This is a genomic window from Peptostreptococcus anaerobius VPI 4330 = DSM 2949 (assembly GCF_000381525.1).
Taxonomy (GTDB): Bacteria; Bacillota; Clostridia; order Peptostreptococcales; family Peptostreptococcaceae; genus Peptostreptococcus; species Peptostreptococcus anaerobius.
The window spans coordinates 22766-38586 of record NZ_KB906613.1 but is presented as its reverse complement, the minus strand read 5'-3'; the positions used below and the strand labels follow the sequence as shown (position 1 = coordinate 38586).

General features: G+C 34.9%; 15 protein-coding genes. All 15 read left to right on the top strand.

Annotated elements, in window-relative coordinates; translation table 11 throughout:
• The first annotated feature begins 125 nt into the window (after positions 1–125).
• Positions 126–2495 carry a heavy metal translocating P-type ATPase gene (locus F823_RS0104270; RefSeq protein ID WP_019595418.1) on the top strand — a complete coding sequence of 790 codons (2370 nt, stop codon included), beginning with the start codon at positions 126–128 and terminating at the stop codon, positions 2493–2495.
• 504 nt (positions 2496–2999) lie between these two features.
• Positions 3000–3869 (top strand): sigma-70 family RNA polymerase sigma factor, encoded by an 870-nt coding sequence (locus F823_RS0104265; RefSeq protein WP_019595417.1) that lies wholly within the window; start codon positions 3000–3002, stop codon positions 3867–3869.
• Positions 3870–4030: 161 nt separating this feature from the next.
• Positions 4031–4339 carry a 50S ribosomal protein L21 gene (gene rplU / locus F823_RS0104260; protein ID WP_002843130.1) on the top strand — a complete coding sequence of 103 codons (309 nt, stop codon included), beginning with the start codon at positions 4031–4033 and terminating at the stop codon, positions 4337–4339.
• Positions 4340–4347: 8 nt separating this feature from the next.
• Positions 4348–4665, top strand: a complete 318-nt coding sequence (locus F823_RS0104255) for a ribosomal-processing cysteine protease Prp (protein WP_002843094.1) — start codon at positions 4348–4350, stop codon at positions 4663–4665.
• 13 nt (positions 4666–4678) lie between these two features.
• A complete protein-coding gene (rpmA, locus tag F823_RS0104250) occupies positions 4679–4969 on the top strand; it encodes a 50S ribosomal protein L27 (protein ID WP_002843119.1) in 291 nt (96 codons plus the stop codon).
• A gap of 123 nt (positions 4970–5092) precedes the next feature.
• On the top strand, positions 5093–6373 hold the full coding sequence (obgE, locus tag F823_RS0104245; RefSeq protein ID WP_002845272.1) for a GTPase ObgE: 1281 nt from the start codon (positions 5093–5095) through the stop codon (positions 6371–6373).
• Between the two features lie 115 nt (positions 6374–6488).
• Positions 6489–6893 (top strand): YhbY family RNA-binding protein, encoded by a 405-nt coding sequence (locus tag F823_RS0104240; RefSeq protein WP_002843098.1) that lies wholly within the window; start codon positions 6489–6491, stop codon positions 6891–6893.
• A gap of 303 nt (positions 6894–7196) precedes the next feature.
• Positions 7197–8414 carry a threonine ammonia-lyase gene (ilvA, locus tag F823_RS0104235; protein ID WP_002843127.1) on the top strand — a complete coding sequence of 406 codons (1218 nt, stop codon included), beginning with the start codon at positions 7197–7199 and terminating at the stop codon, positions 8412–8414.
• A gap of 116 nt (positions 8415–8530) precedes the next feature.
• A complete protein-coding gene (locus tag F823_RS0104230) occupies positions 8531–8905 on the top strand; it encodes a RidA family protein (protein ID WP_002845271.1) in 375 nt (124 codons plus the stop codon).
• 184 nt (positions 8906–9089) lie between these two features.
• A complete protein-coding gene (locus tag F823_RS0104225) occupies positions 9090–9698 on the top strand; it encodes a TetR/AcrR family transcriptional regulator (protein WP_019595416.1) in 609 nt (202 codons plus the stop codon).
• Positions 9685–11430, top strand: coding sequence for an ABC transporter ATP-binding protein (locus tag F823_RS0104220; protein WP_002843709.1), 1746 nt, complete (start codon positions 9685–9687; stop codon positions 11428–11430). Before F823_RS0104225 ends, F823_RS0104220 begins: the two co-directional genes overlap by 14 nt.
• Positions 11423–13144, top strand: coding sequence for an ABC transporter ATP-binding protein (locus F823_RS0104215; protein WP_019595415.1), 1722 nt, complete (start codon positions 11423–11425; stop codon positions 13142–13144). The genes F823_RS0104220 and F823_RS0104215 overlap by 8 nt, the downstream gene beginning before the upstream one ends.
• Positions 13145–13153: 9 nt before the next feature.
• Positions 13154–13735, top strand: a complete 582-nt coding sequence (locus F823_RS0104210; protein ID WP_002843711.1) for an MptD family putative ECF transporter S component — start codon at positions 13154–13156, stop codon at positions 13733–13735.
• Entirely contained in the window at positions 13735–14421 is a 687-nt protein-coding gene (locus F823_RS0104205) for an energy-coupling factor transporter transmembrane component T (RefSeq protein WP_002843701.1), read from the top strand. The genes F823_RS0104210 and F823_RS0104205 overlap by 1 nt, the downstream gene beginning before the upstream one ends.
• Entirely contained in the window at positions 14415–15800 is a 1386-nt protein-coding gene (locus F823_RS0104200) for an ABC transporter ATP-binding protein (protein ID WP_002843712.1), read from the top strand. The genes F823_RS0104205 and F823_RS0104200 overlap by 7 nt, the downstream gene beginning before the upstream one ends.
• Positions 15801–15821 lie beyond the last annotated feature (21 nt).

Below are 15821 nucleotides of genomic sequence, written 5' to 3'. Positions count from 1 at the left end.
AGTGAGTTTAGTCGAGGTATCAGATGTGTAAGATAGAATTGAAATTACGAAAATAATTTCTATGGGACGTACCTAGTAAAGGGTATCAGATGTGTAAGATAGAATTGAAATGTGAGAGGTAGTTTATGAAGAGAGTAGAGATTATGCTCGGGGGTTTAAACTGTGCAAACTGTGCAGCCAAAATCAACGACAAGGTAAATGCAAAAGAAGAAATAGATAGTGCAAGGCTTAGTATGGTTAGTAAAATTATGGTGGCAAATATTAAAGACTCTTGTGACTATAATAAGGTTATAGATGACATAATATATATAATTGATGATACTGAGCCAGGTTTGGATATAAGTGTCATGAAGATTAGAGATAGTCTTGGTAAACATTATTCCTATACAAGTGGCGATGATAGTAGACATATAAATTTTTCAAATAGCACTATTGGTTGCGAGTGTGATTGTATGGACTCTTGTAATAAGGGAACTTATAGTCATGAAGAAGAACATAGCCATAGTCATGAAGAAGAACATAGCCATAGTCATGTGCATAGCCACAATCATGGACATAGCCACAATCATGGACATAGCCATAGTCATGATAGACTAGGACCAGGCTTATTCAATATGAATGATTTTCAGGAGATGTGCCTTGCAATTGGTCTATATATTGTGGCTATGATAGGTAGTAAATTTGGTCTATTTGAACCACTGGTATATATTATGATGTTTGCAGCTTATATTATAGCTGGTAGGGATGTCCTGTTTAAGGCTTTTAGGAACATAGTCAAGGGTAGGGTATTTGATGAAAACTTCTTAATGACAGTTGCTACTGTAGGTGCTGTCTTAATAGGTGAATATCCAGAGGCTGTAGGTGTTATGATATTCTTTATGGTTGGAGAATACCTTGAGGACAAGGCAGTAAATAAGTCGAGAAAGAATATAGAAGCCCTTATGGATATAATGCCAAACAAGGCCATCCTAGTAGATGGGAATACAACACGAGAGGTTGATCCTCACGACGTTAGAGTAGGAGATAGGATACTTGTTAGAGTAGGAGACAGGGTTGCCCTAGATGGAAAGATAGTAAAGGGTGAGAGTAGGTTTGATACTTCTGCAATTACAGGTGAATCTGTATTGAGACACTTTGAAGAAGGAGATTCAATCAATTCTGGTCTTATCAACAAGACAAAGGCAGTTGAGCTGGAAGTTGAAAGGATATTTGAAGATTCAACTGTTTCAAGAATAATGGATATGGTTGAGAACGCATCTTCTAAAAAAGCAAGGACAGAGAACTTTATATCTGTATTTGCAAAATACTATACTCCTATTGTAGTAGTATTGGCTCTTTTATTGGCAATTGTTCCTCCTCTTGTTACAGGTCAGGAATTTTCTAAATGGTTATATAGGGGATTGGTCTTCTTGGTTGTTTCATGCCCATGTGCCCTTGTTTTATCTATACCTCTTACATATTTTTCAGGTATAGGCGTGTTATCTAGCAGGGGTATATTGGTCAAGGGTAGTAATTATATAGATATATTAAAAAAGCTTGACACAATTGTTTTTGACAAGACTGGAACCCTTACTAAGGGAGTGTTTGAAGTAAGTAAGATAAATATAGCAGATAGGATAAAGGATAAGATAGGTGTTGAAAATATACTTACTTGTGCCTATATAGCGGAGCTTAGGTCAAACCATCCAATAGCAAAATCTATTATTGAATACTACAATAAAAATGTGGACAAGAAGCTATCCATTGATCAGCTAGACATAAGTGAGTACGAGGAAATCAGTGGTGGCATTAGTCTTGTATATAAAGGCTCGAGGATACTGGCTGGTAATTCTAGGCTGATGAAAACCAATAATATTGATTATATTCCTGTTGAGGGACCTGCAACCAAGGTATATATAGGAGTTGATGGGGAATTTTACGGATCAATTGAAATAGCAGACCAGCTAAAGGATACGACTAAGTCGGCTATTGAAGGCTTGAAAGACATAGGCATAAGTAAGCTAATCATGCTGACTGGTGATGGCAAAATAAATGCCAAAGACTTTTCAGACAAGCTTGGCATGACAGATTATTATGCAGATCTTTTGCCAGACCAAAAGGTGTCAATAGTTGAAGACTTGTTGGTCAAAAATGACCCTAAGTCAGAAGCTAAATTGGCCTTTGTTGGAGATGGTATTAATGATGCACCTGTAATAGCTAGGGCAGATATAGGTATATCAATGGGTGGACTTGGCTCAGATGCAGCTATAGAAGCATCTGATATGGTAATAATGAATGATGACTTAATGAAGATAAAAGAGGCTATAAATATATCAAAGTATACTTCAAGGATTGTTATTCAAAATATAGTACTAGCTATAGGTATTAAACTTGCAGTACTAATACTATCGAGCGTTGGTATTGCAAATATGTGGATGGCTATCTTTGCGGATGTGGGAGTAGCGGTCCTTGCAGTTTTAAACTCATTGAGAGTCATGTTATACAATAAGTATTAGAGATTATATATGATAGGTATTAGTGGTCATATATAATAGGTATTAGAGATGATATATGATGGATATCAGTAATACTATCCAATAAGTGTTAGTCAAATAAGTAGCATATGGTTATATACTATATGCTACTTATTTATATGTTACTTATTTTTTTTGAATCTTATGAAGGTCGTTATGAAATTTTATTTGAATTTTATTTTTGGCATATATATCCATTAAATTAATATATAAATATGATTATTGTATTATGGACTATACCATATAGAATATTAGATATAAAATTATAAGCGTTTTAATTGAGAAGTGCTATTATTAGGATATAGGCGAAAAAAACGCCTTATATTTTATATGAACTTGTGCAGATATATTGAAAAAATTAGGGGAATTTAATAAATGTATTTATTAAATTAGAACATAAAAAAATATTTTATTACGGTTACAAAAGTATACCCAAATGGCAATATGAATTTATATAATAAATTGTATAAGGAGGTCGGGTGTATTATGACTAAGAAAGAATTTGATGAAGATTTTATTAAGTTTACCTGTCAATCAAAGAGTATGATTTGCCGTAATTGTCAAATAAGTGACCTTGGGTGTGACATGGGGGATAAGAGAGAGTTGGCTGATAGGAAATTGGTAAAGAGTGCAAAAGAGGGGGATCTTGTTGCATTGAATAAGGTAATCGAAAAAAAGTCCAAGTATGTAAAGGGTATAATAAAAAATGATTATGAGATAATGGCCTACAAAAAAAGGGGATTAGACCAAGAAGACTTGTTCCAATCCGGCATGATAGGTCTTTTGAATGCTGTTAAAAAATTTGATTTTAGGGATGGGATTAAGTTTGATACATACCTGGCCCACAATGTTAAATACAGTATAAAAAATGATTTTAGGGACTACGGTGGATTATCGGTGTCCAGGGAGGCTAGTTCAATATATTCCAAGTGTTCTAGTTCTCTATATGAATATGATGGGAATTTAAGTGACGAACTCTTAGAAGAGCTTTCTGAAAAACTATACGTTACCAAGGAAAAGATATCTAAGAGTATTTTGGCTGTAAAAATAAGGAATGCCATGTATACCTACACTTGTGACGGTGAAATAGAAGCAGAGGAACAGATATTATATAAATATAAAAAGCAATTGGTAGAAGACTATGAGAGTAAATTTGAAAAACGGATGTTATACAGGGAGATACTTAACCAAATAAAAAAACTATCAGATAAGGAAAGGTATATCTTGGAAAATCTCTATATAAAGGATAGGACCCAGGTTTCCATAGCACAGGAATTAGGTTGCTCAAATACAGCTGTGGGAAAGATAAAGAAAAATGCTATAAAGAAAATAAGAAAAAACTTGGACATAAAATAGGATATTTCAAATTTTTGTCTTGACTTTGTTACATATATTTTATATAATATATGAGTAATTGCCGCACGGTAAAGGTGGCCGCACGCTTCGGCAGTGCTTGGCACAAAACTCAGTTTTACTGGTACCTCATCCGGCGAGTATAAGAACAAGGAGGTGTATATATGTACGCTATAGTAAAGACTGGAGGAAAGCAGTATAAGGTTTCTGAAGGTGATGTTCTTTTCGTTGAAAAGCTAGAAGCTAACGAAGGCGATGTTGTTACTTTAACTGAAGTATTAGCAGTAAATGACGGCGAACTAAAGATTGGTTCTCCTGTAGTTGAAGGTGCTTCTGTTCAGGCTAAAGTAGTTGAACAGGGTAAGGGTAAGAAAGTTATCGTTTACAAGTACAAGCCAAAGAAGGACTATAGAAGAAAGAACGGTCATCGTCAGCTATATACTAAGATAGTTATTGAAAAGATAAACGCTTAATATCTATTATGATTAAAGTAACATTTTTTTATAATGACGAATTTAAGATCAAGGGCTTTGAGTTAAAAGGCCACGCAGAATATGGCGAATTTGGATACGACATAGTCTGTTCAGCTGTGACTAGCAATACACTTGCAGTTATCAACTCATTAGATAGCCTACAGAAGGTTGGTTTTAATAAGGTCCATGCCAAAGAAGGTTCTATCGGCTGTATGGTCGAGGAAAAAGACATTGACAAGGCCCAGCTACTTTTGCAGCATTTAAGACTTGCCTTAGATGAAATACGCAAAGAATATCCAAAGAATATAAAAATATTTGAGAAGTAGGGGGTGACTCCAGATGTTAAAAATGAATTTACAGCTTCTTGCATCTAAGAAGGGAGTAGGTTCTTCTAAGAATGGTAGAGATTCTATATCAAAGAGACTTGGTGTTAAGAGATTTGACGGTCAGGTTGTAACTGCTGGATCTATCATCGTTAGACAGAGAGGAACTAAGATCCATCCAGGAACAAATGTAGGTAAGGGTGGAGATGACACTTTATTTGCACTTGTTGATGGAAAAGTTAAGTTTGAAAGATTAGACAAGAAGAGAAAGAAAGTAAGTATATATCCAGTAGAAATCGCTGAATAATACATTCTTAGAGCTATCAAGTTTGATAGCTCTAATTTTTTAGATAATTAATATCTAGTGTGATAACTAGGTTAAGTGATAAAATATATTGTAAGAATATTATATGAGAAAAGGAGGGATAATATGTTTATAGACAAGGCTAGAATATTTGTTAAGGCTGGAAACGGTGGAAATGGTTCTGTCTCATTTAGAAGAGAGAAGTATGTTCCAGCTGGAGGTCCAGACGGTGGTGATGGTGGTAAGGGTGCATCTATCATCATCGAAGCTGACAATGGACTTAGAACTTTGATGGACTTTAAGTACAAGAAGAAGTATACGGCCCAGCACGGTGAAGATGGGGCTAAGAGACATAGGTCGGGTAAGAATGGTGAAGACTTGGTCCTAAAGGTTCCAGAGGGTACTATTGTCAAGGATGAGGCTACAGGACTAGTTATTGCAGACCTTAAAAAGCACGGAGATACTGCTGTTGTTGCCAAGGGTGGCTTTGGCGGTAGGGGAAACCAGAACTTTGCCAACGCTGTAAGACAGGCGCCTGCATTTGCAAAATCAGGCACAGATGGAGAAGAAAGATGGATAATTCTAGAACTTAAGATGATAGCTGATGTGGGGCTAGTAGGCTTCCCTAATGTTGGTAAGTCAACCTTCTTATCTGTTGTAACTTCAGCCAAGCCAAAGATAGCCAACTACCACTTCACAACGCTTACACCAAACCTTGGAGTTGTAAAGACTAGGTTTGGAGAGTCATTTGTAATGGCTGATATACCAGGTATAATTGAAGGAGCTGCAGATGGTGTTGGATTGGGTCATGACTTTTTAAGACACGTTGAGAGGACTAAGGTCCTAATCCATATAGTGGATATCTCAGGTATAGAGGGTAGAGATCCTATAGACGACTTTAACAAGATAAATGAAGAGTTAAAGTTGTACAATGAGAAGTTGTCTACAAGACCACAGGTTATACTTGCCAACAAGTCTGACCTACTGTATGACGATTCTGTATATGAGAACTTCAAAAAGACCATGGAAGAAAAGGGATATCCAGTATTTAAGACTTCTGTTGCTACTAGAGACGGTGTTGATTCGGTAATAGACAAGGTAACACAGCTACTATCTGAAGTAGAGGATATAGAGCTTATAAGTGAAGATGAGATATATACACCAGAACTTGATACAACTGAAGAAGAAGGTCTAAAGGTAAATGTAGATGAAAATGGTGTGTATGTTGTGACAGGTAAGGAGCTTAGAAGAATCATGTATTCTGTTAACTTCGATGATATGGAATCACTACAGTACTTCCAGAACCAGATGGAAGCTAAGGGCGTATTTGAGATGTTAAAAGAAGCAGGAATTGATGAAGGTAATACTGTCAAGATATACGAGCTTGAATTTGAATACTACGAGTAAGATTTAGTGTGAAAAATCCACTCTAATATAAATTGAAATCAAGTATAGATAAGACGAGAATAAGTATTGATAGATCATACAGGATATATGTTATAGAAATATAGAAAGGAAAAATATGTTAAACGGCAAAAAGAGATCATATTTAAAGTCACTTGCTAATGGTATAAAGTCAACTAACCAGATAGGTAAAGACGGTATATCAAAGGAATTTTTGGACCAGTTAGATGACCAATTAAGGGCTAGAGAGATTGTCAAAGTTACAATATTAGATAACTGTGGTATAGACGCCAAAGAGGCTGCCAACCACGTTTGTGAGGCTATAAGAGCTGAGTTTGTTCAGGCTATAGGTAATAAGTTTACTATATACAAGAGAAACAACGAAAAGCCTGTAATAGTATTTCCAGGCCATGAGCAGGCCAAGGCTAAGGACAAGAGAACTCCAGTATCAAAGAGACTAAGCAAAAAAGAAGTTAATGAGCTGATAGCAAAGTCAAAGAAAAGACCTAGCAAAAAAAAGTAATTCTACAATAGAGGGTTATAATTTAATCTTATGTCACAGTTTTCAGATAAATATTAAAATTATAACTTTATAGAATGACAAAAAAATAATAAAATTACTATTGAAAAAAAGACCCCAGAGTATTAATATAAGACTGTGGGGTTTTGCTATTACAAAAACATTTTATGTAAACTGGCAAAATTGTTTCTAAATAAATGATTTATTTGTATAGGAAAAACTTTGCGATTGGGGTGTTTGTAGAACTCTATAAAAAACTAATTTGTGATAGAGGGTATTTGTAGGCTCTCGAAAAGGAGAAAACTTATGGAAAGAGTAACATTGGAAGACGTAAAGGAAGCAAGAGAGATTATCAAGGAAGTAGCACTTAAGACCGATCTATTGGAAAACGTTAGGCTATCTGAAAAGACAGGAGCTAGAGTTTTCTATAAGTGTGAAAATCTTCAGAGGACTGGATCATTCAAGTTAAGAGGGGCGTACAACAAGATTGCTCACCTTACTGAAGAAGAAAAGGCGTGTGGAGTAATAGCATCTTCTGCTGGCAATCATGCTCAGGGTGTTGCCATGGGAGCTAAGAATGCAGGCATAAAGGCTACAATATGTATGCCAGCCAATGCACCAGTATCAAAGGTAGCAGCTACTAAGTCTTATGGAGCAGAAGTAGTACTAGAAGGTCAGGTCTATGATGACGCCTATGAAAAGGCAGTAAAACTTCAGAAGGAAACTGGAGCAACATTCTTGCATCCATTTGATGATAAGTATGTAATCGCTGGACAGGGAACAATAGGTCTAGAAATATTTGAGCAGAGCGAAGGCAAGGTTGATACTGTACTAGTGCCAATAGGTGGCGGCGGTATCATAGCTGGTATATCTACTGCTTTAAAGGCCCTAAACCCTAATATAAAGGTAGTTGGTGTTCAGACTTGTAACGTACCATCAATGAAGGTGTCTATGGCTAATGGTAAGGTGACAACAGCTTTTAACGATACAACTATAGCTGATGGTATAGCTGTTAGAACTCCAGGAAGTCTTACATTTGATATAATAAAGAAAAACGTTGATTCTGTAGTTACTGTTACTGAAGAAGAGGTAGCAGAGGCTATATTATATATGATGGAAAATCAGAAGATAGTATCAGAGGGTGCTGGTGCAGTAAGTACAGCAGCTTTATTGTCTGGAAAATACCAGCCAGCTGAAGGTGAAAACGTAGTATGCGTAGTATCTGGTGGTAATATAGACATAAATACACTTTATAGAATAATGAGCGTGGCCCTAAAGCAGCAGGGAAGAAGAATCAGTATAGTTGCAGAATTACCAGACGTTCCAGGTTCACTTGCTAACATGATGTCAATTGTTGCTAAGTATGGAGGTAATGTCCTTACAATCAACCAGGATAAGCTTGCATCAGGAAAGTATATAAAGCAGCAGACAGTAGAAGCTACAATAGAGACACAGGGATTTGAGATGGTAAATAAGATGAAGTCAGCCTTTATAGAAGCTGGAATAAGAGTAGAATTCCTGTAAAAAATATATAAAATTAGCTAATTGATGACAAATTTATGGTATAATATACGAGATGTAGAGTTATATATGAGACTCTATAACTAAAAAAAAGGTAATAATTAATAGGAGGAATTAAAATGGAAGTAGTATTCACATCAAAGGCTCCAGCAGCAGTTGGACCATATTCACAGGCAATAAAGGCAGGAAACGTAGTATATTGTTCAGGTCAGATACCACTAGTACCAGAAACTGGTGAAATAGTAGAGGGAGATATAAAGGCTCAGGCAAAGCAGTCTTTAGAAAACGTAAAGGCAGTATTAACAGAAGCTGGTGCTACATTCAGCAACGTTGTAAAGACTACTGTATTTATAGTTGATATGGCTGATTTCGGTGCTATAAATGAAGTATACGCTGAATACTTTGGCGACCACAAGCCAGCTAGATCTTGCGTAGCTGTTAAGGAACTTCCAAAGGGAGCTAGAGTAGAAGTAGAAGTACTTGTAGTTTTATAATTTGAAACTATAATAACAATTTTAAAGATAATATTTGAGGAAGCAGTGATGCTTCCTCTTTTTTGGATTAATTGATATGAGTTCGAAAAAGATAATGATAATTTATATCAAAAAAGTATTGTTATTTTATGAAATTAGGTATATAATAACTTTATCGACGGAGACGTCGATAAAAGGAGGGTTTATGTGTGCTGTAAAAAGACTTAGTATTGAGGAAAGAAAAAATGAAATTATGCAGTCGGCTACAAGGCTAATTACTGAGAAGGGATTCTCAAATATGACTATGGAAGATGTAATAGCTGGAACGACTATGTCAAAAGGGGGTGTATATCATTATTACAAGAATACTTTGGACATATTTAAGGATTTGATGGTAGCGGGGATTGACTACAGGGATAAGATAATACATGAACATATTGGTGAGTGTGAGAAGGGCTGTGAGGTAGAATTTATGGCCAAGCAGATGGTTGATAAAATGCTAGATGACAATCCCTATATGCCTTTATATGTAGAATTTTTAATAGAGAAAAAAAGAAATCCTAAGTTGGAAGAAGTATTTGAAGATCTTAAAATGCAAACAAATAATAGATTTAAGTTGATGGATACTAGTATTTCTGGAAGTCTGCTCAATAAATCCACCTTTGACTTATGCACTAACCTAATAAATGCTATCATACTCGCTTCAGATATATTGGGTGCAAGGGATAATTTTAGGAAAAACAGGTATTTGTTTGAAGAAATGTTAATTTCTATATTTAAAAATGAAAGGGAGATTGGAGATGGAAGTATATAAAAAGCTTTTTAAGTATATACCTGATTACAAGGGGCTTGCCTACTTATCAATGGTAGTATCAGGTATATCGTCAGTACTTATGGTATATGGATATTATTTGATTTACTTATTTTTGAGAGAGCTAGTAATAAGGTCTAACTATGAAAATGCTAGTTTATTTGCATTTAAGATAGTTTTTTATTTGACGATTAGTGCTCTACTTTATTGTGCCTCTGGATATATATCTCATAAGTTTGCATTTCGTTTGGAGACTAATTTGAGAAAGAGGGGTATAGATGGACTAATTGATTCTAGTTTTAGGTTTTTCGATATAAATTCATCAGGATATATTAGAAAAACTATTGATGACAATGCTGCAAAAACTCATACAGCAGTGGCCCATATGTTACCTGATAATTCACAAGCATTTTTGGTACCAGTTTTATCTTTGGTTCTTTCATTTGTAATTGGTCTACGTGTTGGTGCGGTGATATTGATACTGACTGTACTGTGTGCTGTAATACTAAAGGGCATGATGGGAAATGGTGAGTTTATGAAACTATACCAGTCTTCTTTGGATAGACTGAGTTCTGAAACAGTCGAATACATCAGGGGTATGCAGGTGGTCAAGATATTTGGTACAAGACTTGAATCATTTAGGTCCCTATATAATGCTATAATGGATTATTCTAAGTATGCCTACAATTATACACTTAGCTGTAAAAAGTCATATGTTGTATATCAGTGGATTTTTCTAGGTCTTGTGGCCATTATAAGTATACCGCTTTCTTTCTTTTTGACAGGTATTAATGAGCCGAACACAATAGCAGTCGAGTTGATAATGGTCTTATTTTTGAGTGGCGTCATCATGGTTTCGTTTATGAAGATTATGTGGGCTAGCATGAATATTTTCAATGCAAAGTATGCTGTTGATAGTTTGGAACAACTTTATAGTGATATGCAAAAGGACAAGCTTTCTTATGGTAAGAGAGACAAGTTTGACAACTATAATATAGAGTTTGATAATGTTACATTTTCATATAAAGACAACAAGGTCCTTGATAAACTATCTTTTTCTTTAGAAGAGAATAGGTCTTATTCTCTAGTTGGTCACTCAGGATCTGGAAAGTCAACCATAGCTAAGCTTTTGTCAGGATTTTATAAAGTTGACTCAGGGTCTATAAAAATAGGTGGATACCCTATAGAAGACTATAGCAAGGAAGCCATAATAGGTGCTGTATCTTTTGTATTTCAAGATAGCAAGCTGTTTAAAAAGTCTATCTATGAAAATGTGGCTATTGGAGATAAGAATGCCAGCAGAGAGGAAGTATTCGATGCCATGAAAAAGGCTGGTTGTATGGATATTGTAAACAAACTAAAAGATGGGGCTGATACGGTAATCGGTTCCAAGGGGGTCTATCTGTCTGGTGGAGAAAAACAGAGGATAGCTATAGCCAGGGCAATTCTCAAGAAATCTAAGATAGTTATAATGGATGAGGCTAGTGCTGGCATAGATGCTGATAATGAGCATGAATTACAAAAGGCCTTTAAGAACCTTATGGAAGATAAGACTGTTATAATGATAGCCCATAGACTTACAAGTATACAATATGTCGATGAAATACTTGTATTAGAAAATGGACAAGTCATTGAAAGAGGTAACAACAAGGAATTAATGGACAAGAATGGCTTGTACAGTAGACTATTAAATCTTTACAAGAGTGCGAATGATTGGAGGGTTACAAATGACTAATTATTATAAAAAGAGATTTTGCTTAAGTGACCAAGGATCCAAAAATCTTACAAGGGCAACTTGGTCCTGCTTTCTTTCATATTGTGTCAATTTATTGCCTATGATTTTACTTATGATGCTTGCTGACCAATTGATACTGGGCAATGTAAGGGATAAGTATGTTTATATAGGATTTTCAATAATTATCCTTATACTCATGTATGCGGTTTTGTCAAAGGAGTATGTAGATTTATTTAATTCGACATACAAGGAGTCTGCTAATTTGAGGATAGGAATATCTGAGAGTCTGTCAGAACTTCCTATTGAATATTTTTCAAAGCATGACCTATCAGACCTATCTCAAACTATAATGGCTGATGTTGAGAGGATAGAGCATGCCATGAGTCACTCAATACCAAAAGTATTTGGTATGTATTTGTTTTTCCCGCTTATGGGGATAATGATGGTCTTAGGCAACTGGAAGCTTGGTCTAGCTGTTATTATACCAACTCTTATAAGTTTTATATTGATACCCCTAGCAAAGAAAAGCAGGGTCAGAGAGAATGAAAAATATTACAGGGTATTAAGGGACAATTCAGAAAAATTTCAAGAAACTATAGAACTACAGCAAGAGATAAGTAGTTTTAATATGTCAAAAGATGTTAAAAAAGATCTTTACAGACAGATGGAGGATAGTGAGAAAACCCATATTAAAGTGGAGACTGGCTCACTTTTAATAATGGGTGTATCATCCTTATTTGCCTTTACTAGCATTTCAGTAGTTATGGCAGTTGGTATAAGTCTTGTTATTAAGAATGAAATCAGTATGCTATATTTGGTAGGTTATATTATAGCAGCAATCAAAATAAAAGAAATATTTGATATATCAAAAGAGGGCATAATGGAGATGTTTTATATAGATCCAGCCGTTGAACGTATCAAAGAGATAAAAAATACTCCCCTACAAATGGGTGAAGATACAGAGATAGACAACTATGATATAGAATTTAAGAATGTGTCTTTTTCATACAATAAAGACAGACAAGTACTGAAAGATATCAATTTTGTGGCTAAACAAGGTGAAGTAACAGCCCTTGTTGGGCCATCAGGATCTGGTAAGACATCTGTATTGAGATTGATATCCAGACTTTATGACAACGATTCAGGCAGCATATTAATGGACGGTAAGGACATAAAGAAAATATCTACAGATTCCTTATTTAAAAATATATCTATAGTATTCCAGGATGTTACCCTTTTCAATACTAGCATACTTGAAAATATAAGGCTTGGTAGGGTTGATGCAAGCGATGATGAAGTAAGAAATGCTGCAAAACTTGCAAACTGTATAGATTTTATAGATAGCCTACCACAAGGCTTTAACACTATAATTGGCGAGAATGGTGCTGAACTTTCAGGTGGAGAGAGGCAGAGATTATCTATAGCGAGAGCCTTTTTAAAGGATGCTCCTGTCCTAATATTGGATGAAATATCAGCTAGTTTGGATGTTGATAATGAAAAGAAGATACAGGAGAGCTTGAATAAGTTGGTGAAAAATAAGACAGTAATAATAATATCCCATAGACTTAAGTCTATTGAAAATGTTGATAAGATAGTTGTTATTGACAAGGGTTGTGTAGAGAGTGTTGGTAAACATGAACAACTTATTGATAATTCGAGTGTTTATAGGAATCTTGTAGAAAAGACTAGATTAGCAGAGGAATTTGTTTATTAGGGGGTTAAAATGACAAGAGATAAACTAAAGGTTAAGGACCTTGTTACAATAGGAGTATTTACAGTAATTTATTTTGTTCTGATGTTTTCAGTAGGCATGATAGGCGTAGTTCCTATATTGTTTCTAGTGTATCCTACAATACTTGGGCTAGTAACTGGGACTCCGATCATGCTATTTATGGCAAAGGTAAGAAAACCATGGGCGCTTTTTATATTGGGTATGATAGCCCCGCTTGTTATGTTTGCTATGGGTCACACATATGTATTGCCGACCATTTCATTGATTGTTATGTTATTGGCGGAGTTGATTAGAAGAAAAGGTGGATACAAGTCATTTAAGTATGAGATGATTTCTTTTGCTGTTTTTAATACATGGATATGTGGTTCTCTTATGCAGATGTTACTTGCAAAGAAAAAGTATATAGAGCTTTCAATGATGATGGGTAAGGACTATGTTCAAACCTTGGAAAGGCTGATTACTTATCCTAATATGGTACTTGTATATATCGGTGCCGTTTTAGGTGGTATAGGAGGTGCCTATATAGGAAGAAAGATATTAAAGAAACATTTTATTAAGGCAGGTATAGTTTAATGTCTATTGGTGTTCGTTCAAATGTAAATCCCAATCCAATAACAAAATTATTTGTTGTGGTGGTTCTGGGCTTTACAGTATTACATTCAATAAACATATATTTTGAATGGTCGATAATAGTTCTAATATCCTTAATGTATTTGATAAATGGATATAAAAAGCAGGCTATTAATAATATCCTTGTATATCTAGTAATGTTTATTGTACCTTATATAGGATTGATATCAGAATTTAATGCCTTTATAAAGATGTTTTTTTCATTATTTTTGGTGTTTAGGATGTTTTATGTACCTTTTTCTGCGGGTAAGTTTATGATTTGTACATCTGATGTAGGTTGTGTAATTTCATCTATGGATAGGCTTAAGATACCAAAGGAGTTTTCAATACCTATTTCAGTTATGTTTAGGTTTTTTCCATCTTTTAAAGAGGAGAGAAAAAACATTAGGATGGCTATGAAGATAAAGGGAATACATACAAGAAATCCTATAAAGTATCTTGAATATATAGCTGTTCCACTTTTAATAGTGTCTTCTAACATAGTTGATGATATATCAAAGGCAGCCGAAACTAAATGTATTGAAAGTCCTCTTAAGAAGACAAGATATACAAAGGTGTGTATGAGGAAGGTTGACCTAGTATACTCTGTGTTGATGGTACTAATGTTGTTGGGAGGTTGGCTATGCTAAATTTAGAAAAAGTTTCTCTAGAATATTCCGATAACAAAAAGATACTTGATGAAATTAACCTTAGCGTAAATAAGGGCCAATGCCTACTGATTACAGGAGAGAGTGGTAGTGGAAAGTCTTCGATTATTAACTGTATAAACGGCCTGGCTATCAAGTATGATGGTGGCACTATGGGTGGAAACATTAAATTATATGGACAGTCACTGAAAAATTTGGAGCTTTACCAGATATCAATGATGATTGCGAGTGTATTTCAGAATCCTAAAACCCATTTCTTTAATGTCAACACGACACTTGAGCTCCTATTTTACCTTGAAAATATTGGACTTAATAGGGAAGAGATGGACAAACGTATGGAAGATATGTTAAGAGTCTTTCCTATATGCCATCTTCTGGATAGGGATATATTTGATTTATCAGGTGGTGAAAAACAAATACTGTGTATAGCGTCTTCTTATATATCTGGTTGTAAGCTAGTTGTACTAGACGAACCCTCATCTAATCTTGATGATAAACATATAGATATATTAAGACAAATGCTGGAAATGCTAAAGCAAAAGGGTATAAGCCTTGTAGTAGCAGAGCATAGGATATTCTATCTCAAAAATATTGTAGATAGGGTATTGATAATAGAAAATGGGACAATAAAGAAAGAGTATACAAATGAAGAGTTCTTTTCCCTTTCAGACGAAGAATTATCAGCAAGAGGGCTCAGATCTACGAGTGAAACTAACCTAATCAAGGGATACAGTGGAAGTGGAGAAGACTTGATCATTAAAGACCTTGTATATAAATTCAATGGCCATGATAGGCTTGAAATCAAGGACTTATCATTTAGTCTGGGAGGTATATATGGTATTATAGGCAAAAATGGATGTGGTAAGTCCACATTTCTAAGGCTTATAACCGGACTTGATAAAAAATCAAAGGATAAGATTGTATTCAAGGGAAAAATAATATCGCCTAAAGATAGGTTAAAGATGTCATCATTGGTTATGCAGGATGTAAATCATCAGTTATTCTCTGATTCTGTTGAAAATGAACTTATTCTAGGTTGCAATGCCATACAAGAAAAAAGCGTAACAGAAATCATTGATAGTTTGGGTCTTGGCGATTGTAGGGATAGGCACCCTATGAGCCTGTCAGGAGGGCAAAAACAGAGAGTAGCTATAGCATCGGCAATATGCAAGGTAGCAAGATTTATTTTTATGGATGAACCTACTAGTGGTATGGATTATAAGAATATGTCCAAAATTTCTAGGATTGTAAGGGATATCAGTTCGAGTGATAATATAATATTTATAGTATCTCATGACAAAGAATTCCTAAATATGACTGTCGATGAAGTCGTCAATATTGAATTATATAGGCACAAATGATATAATATAAATAATATATAG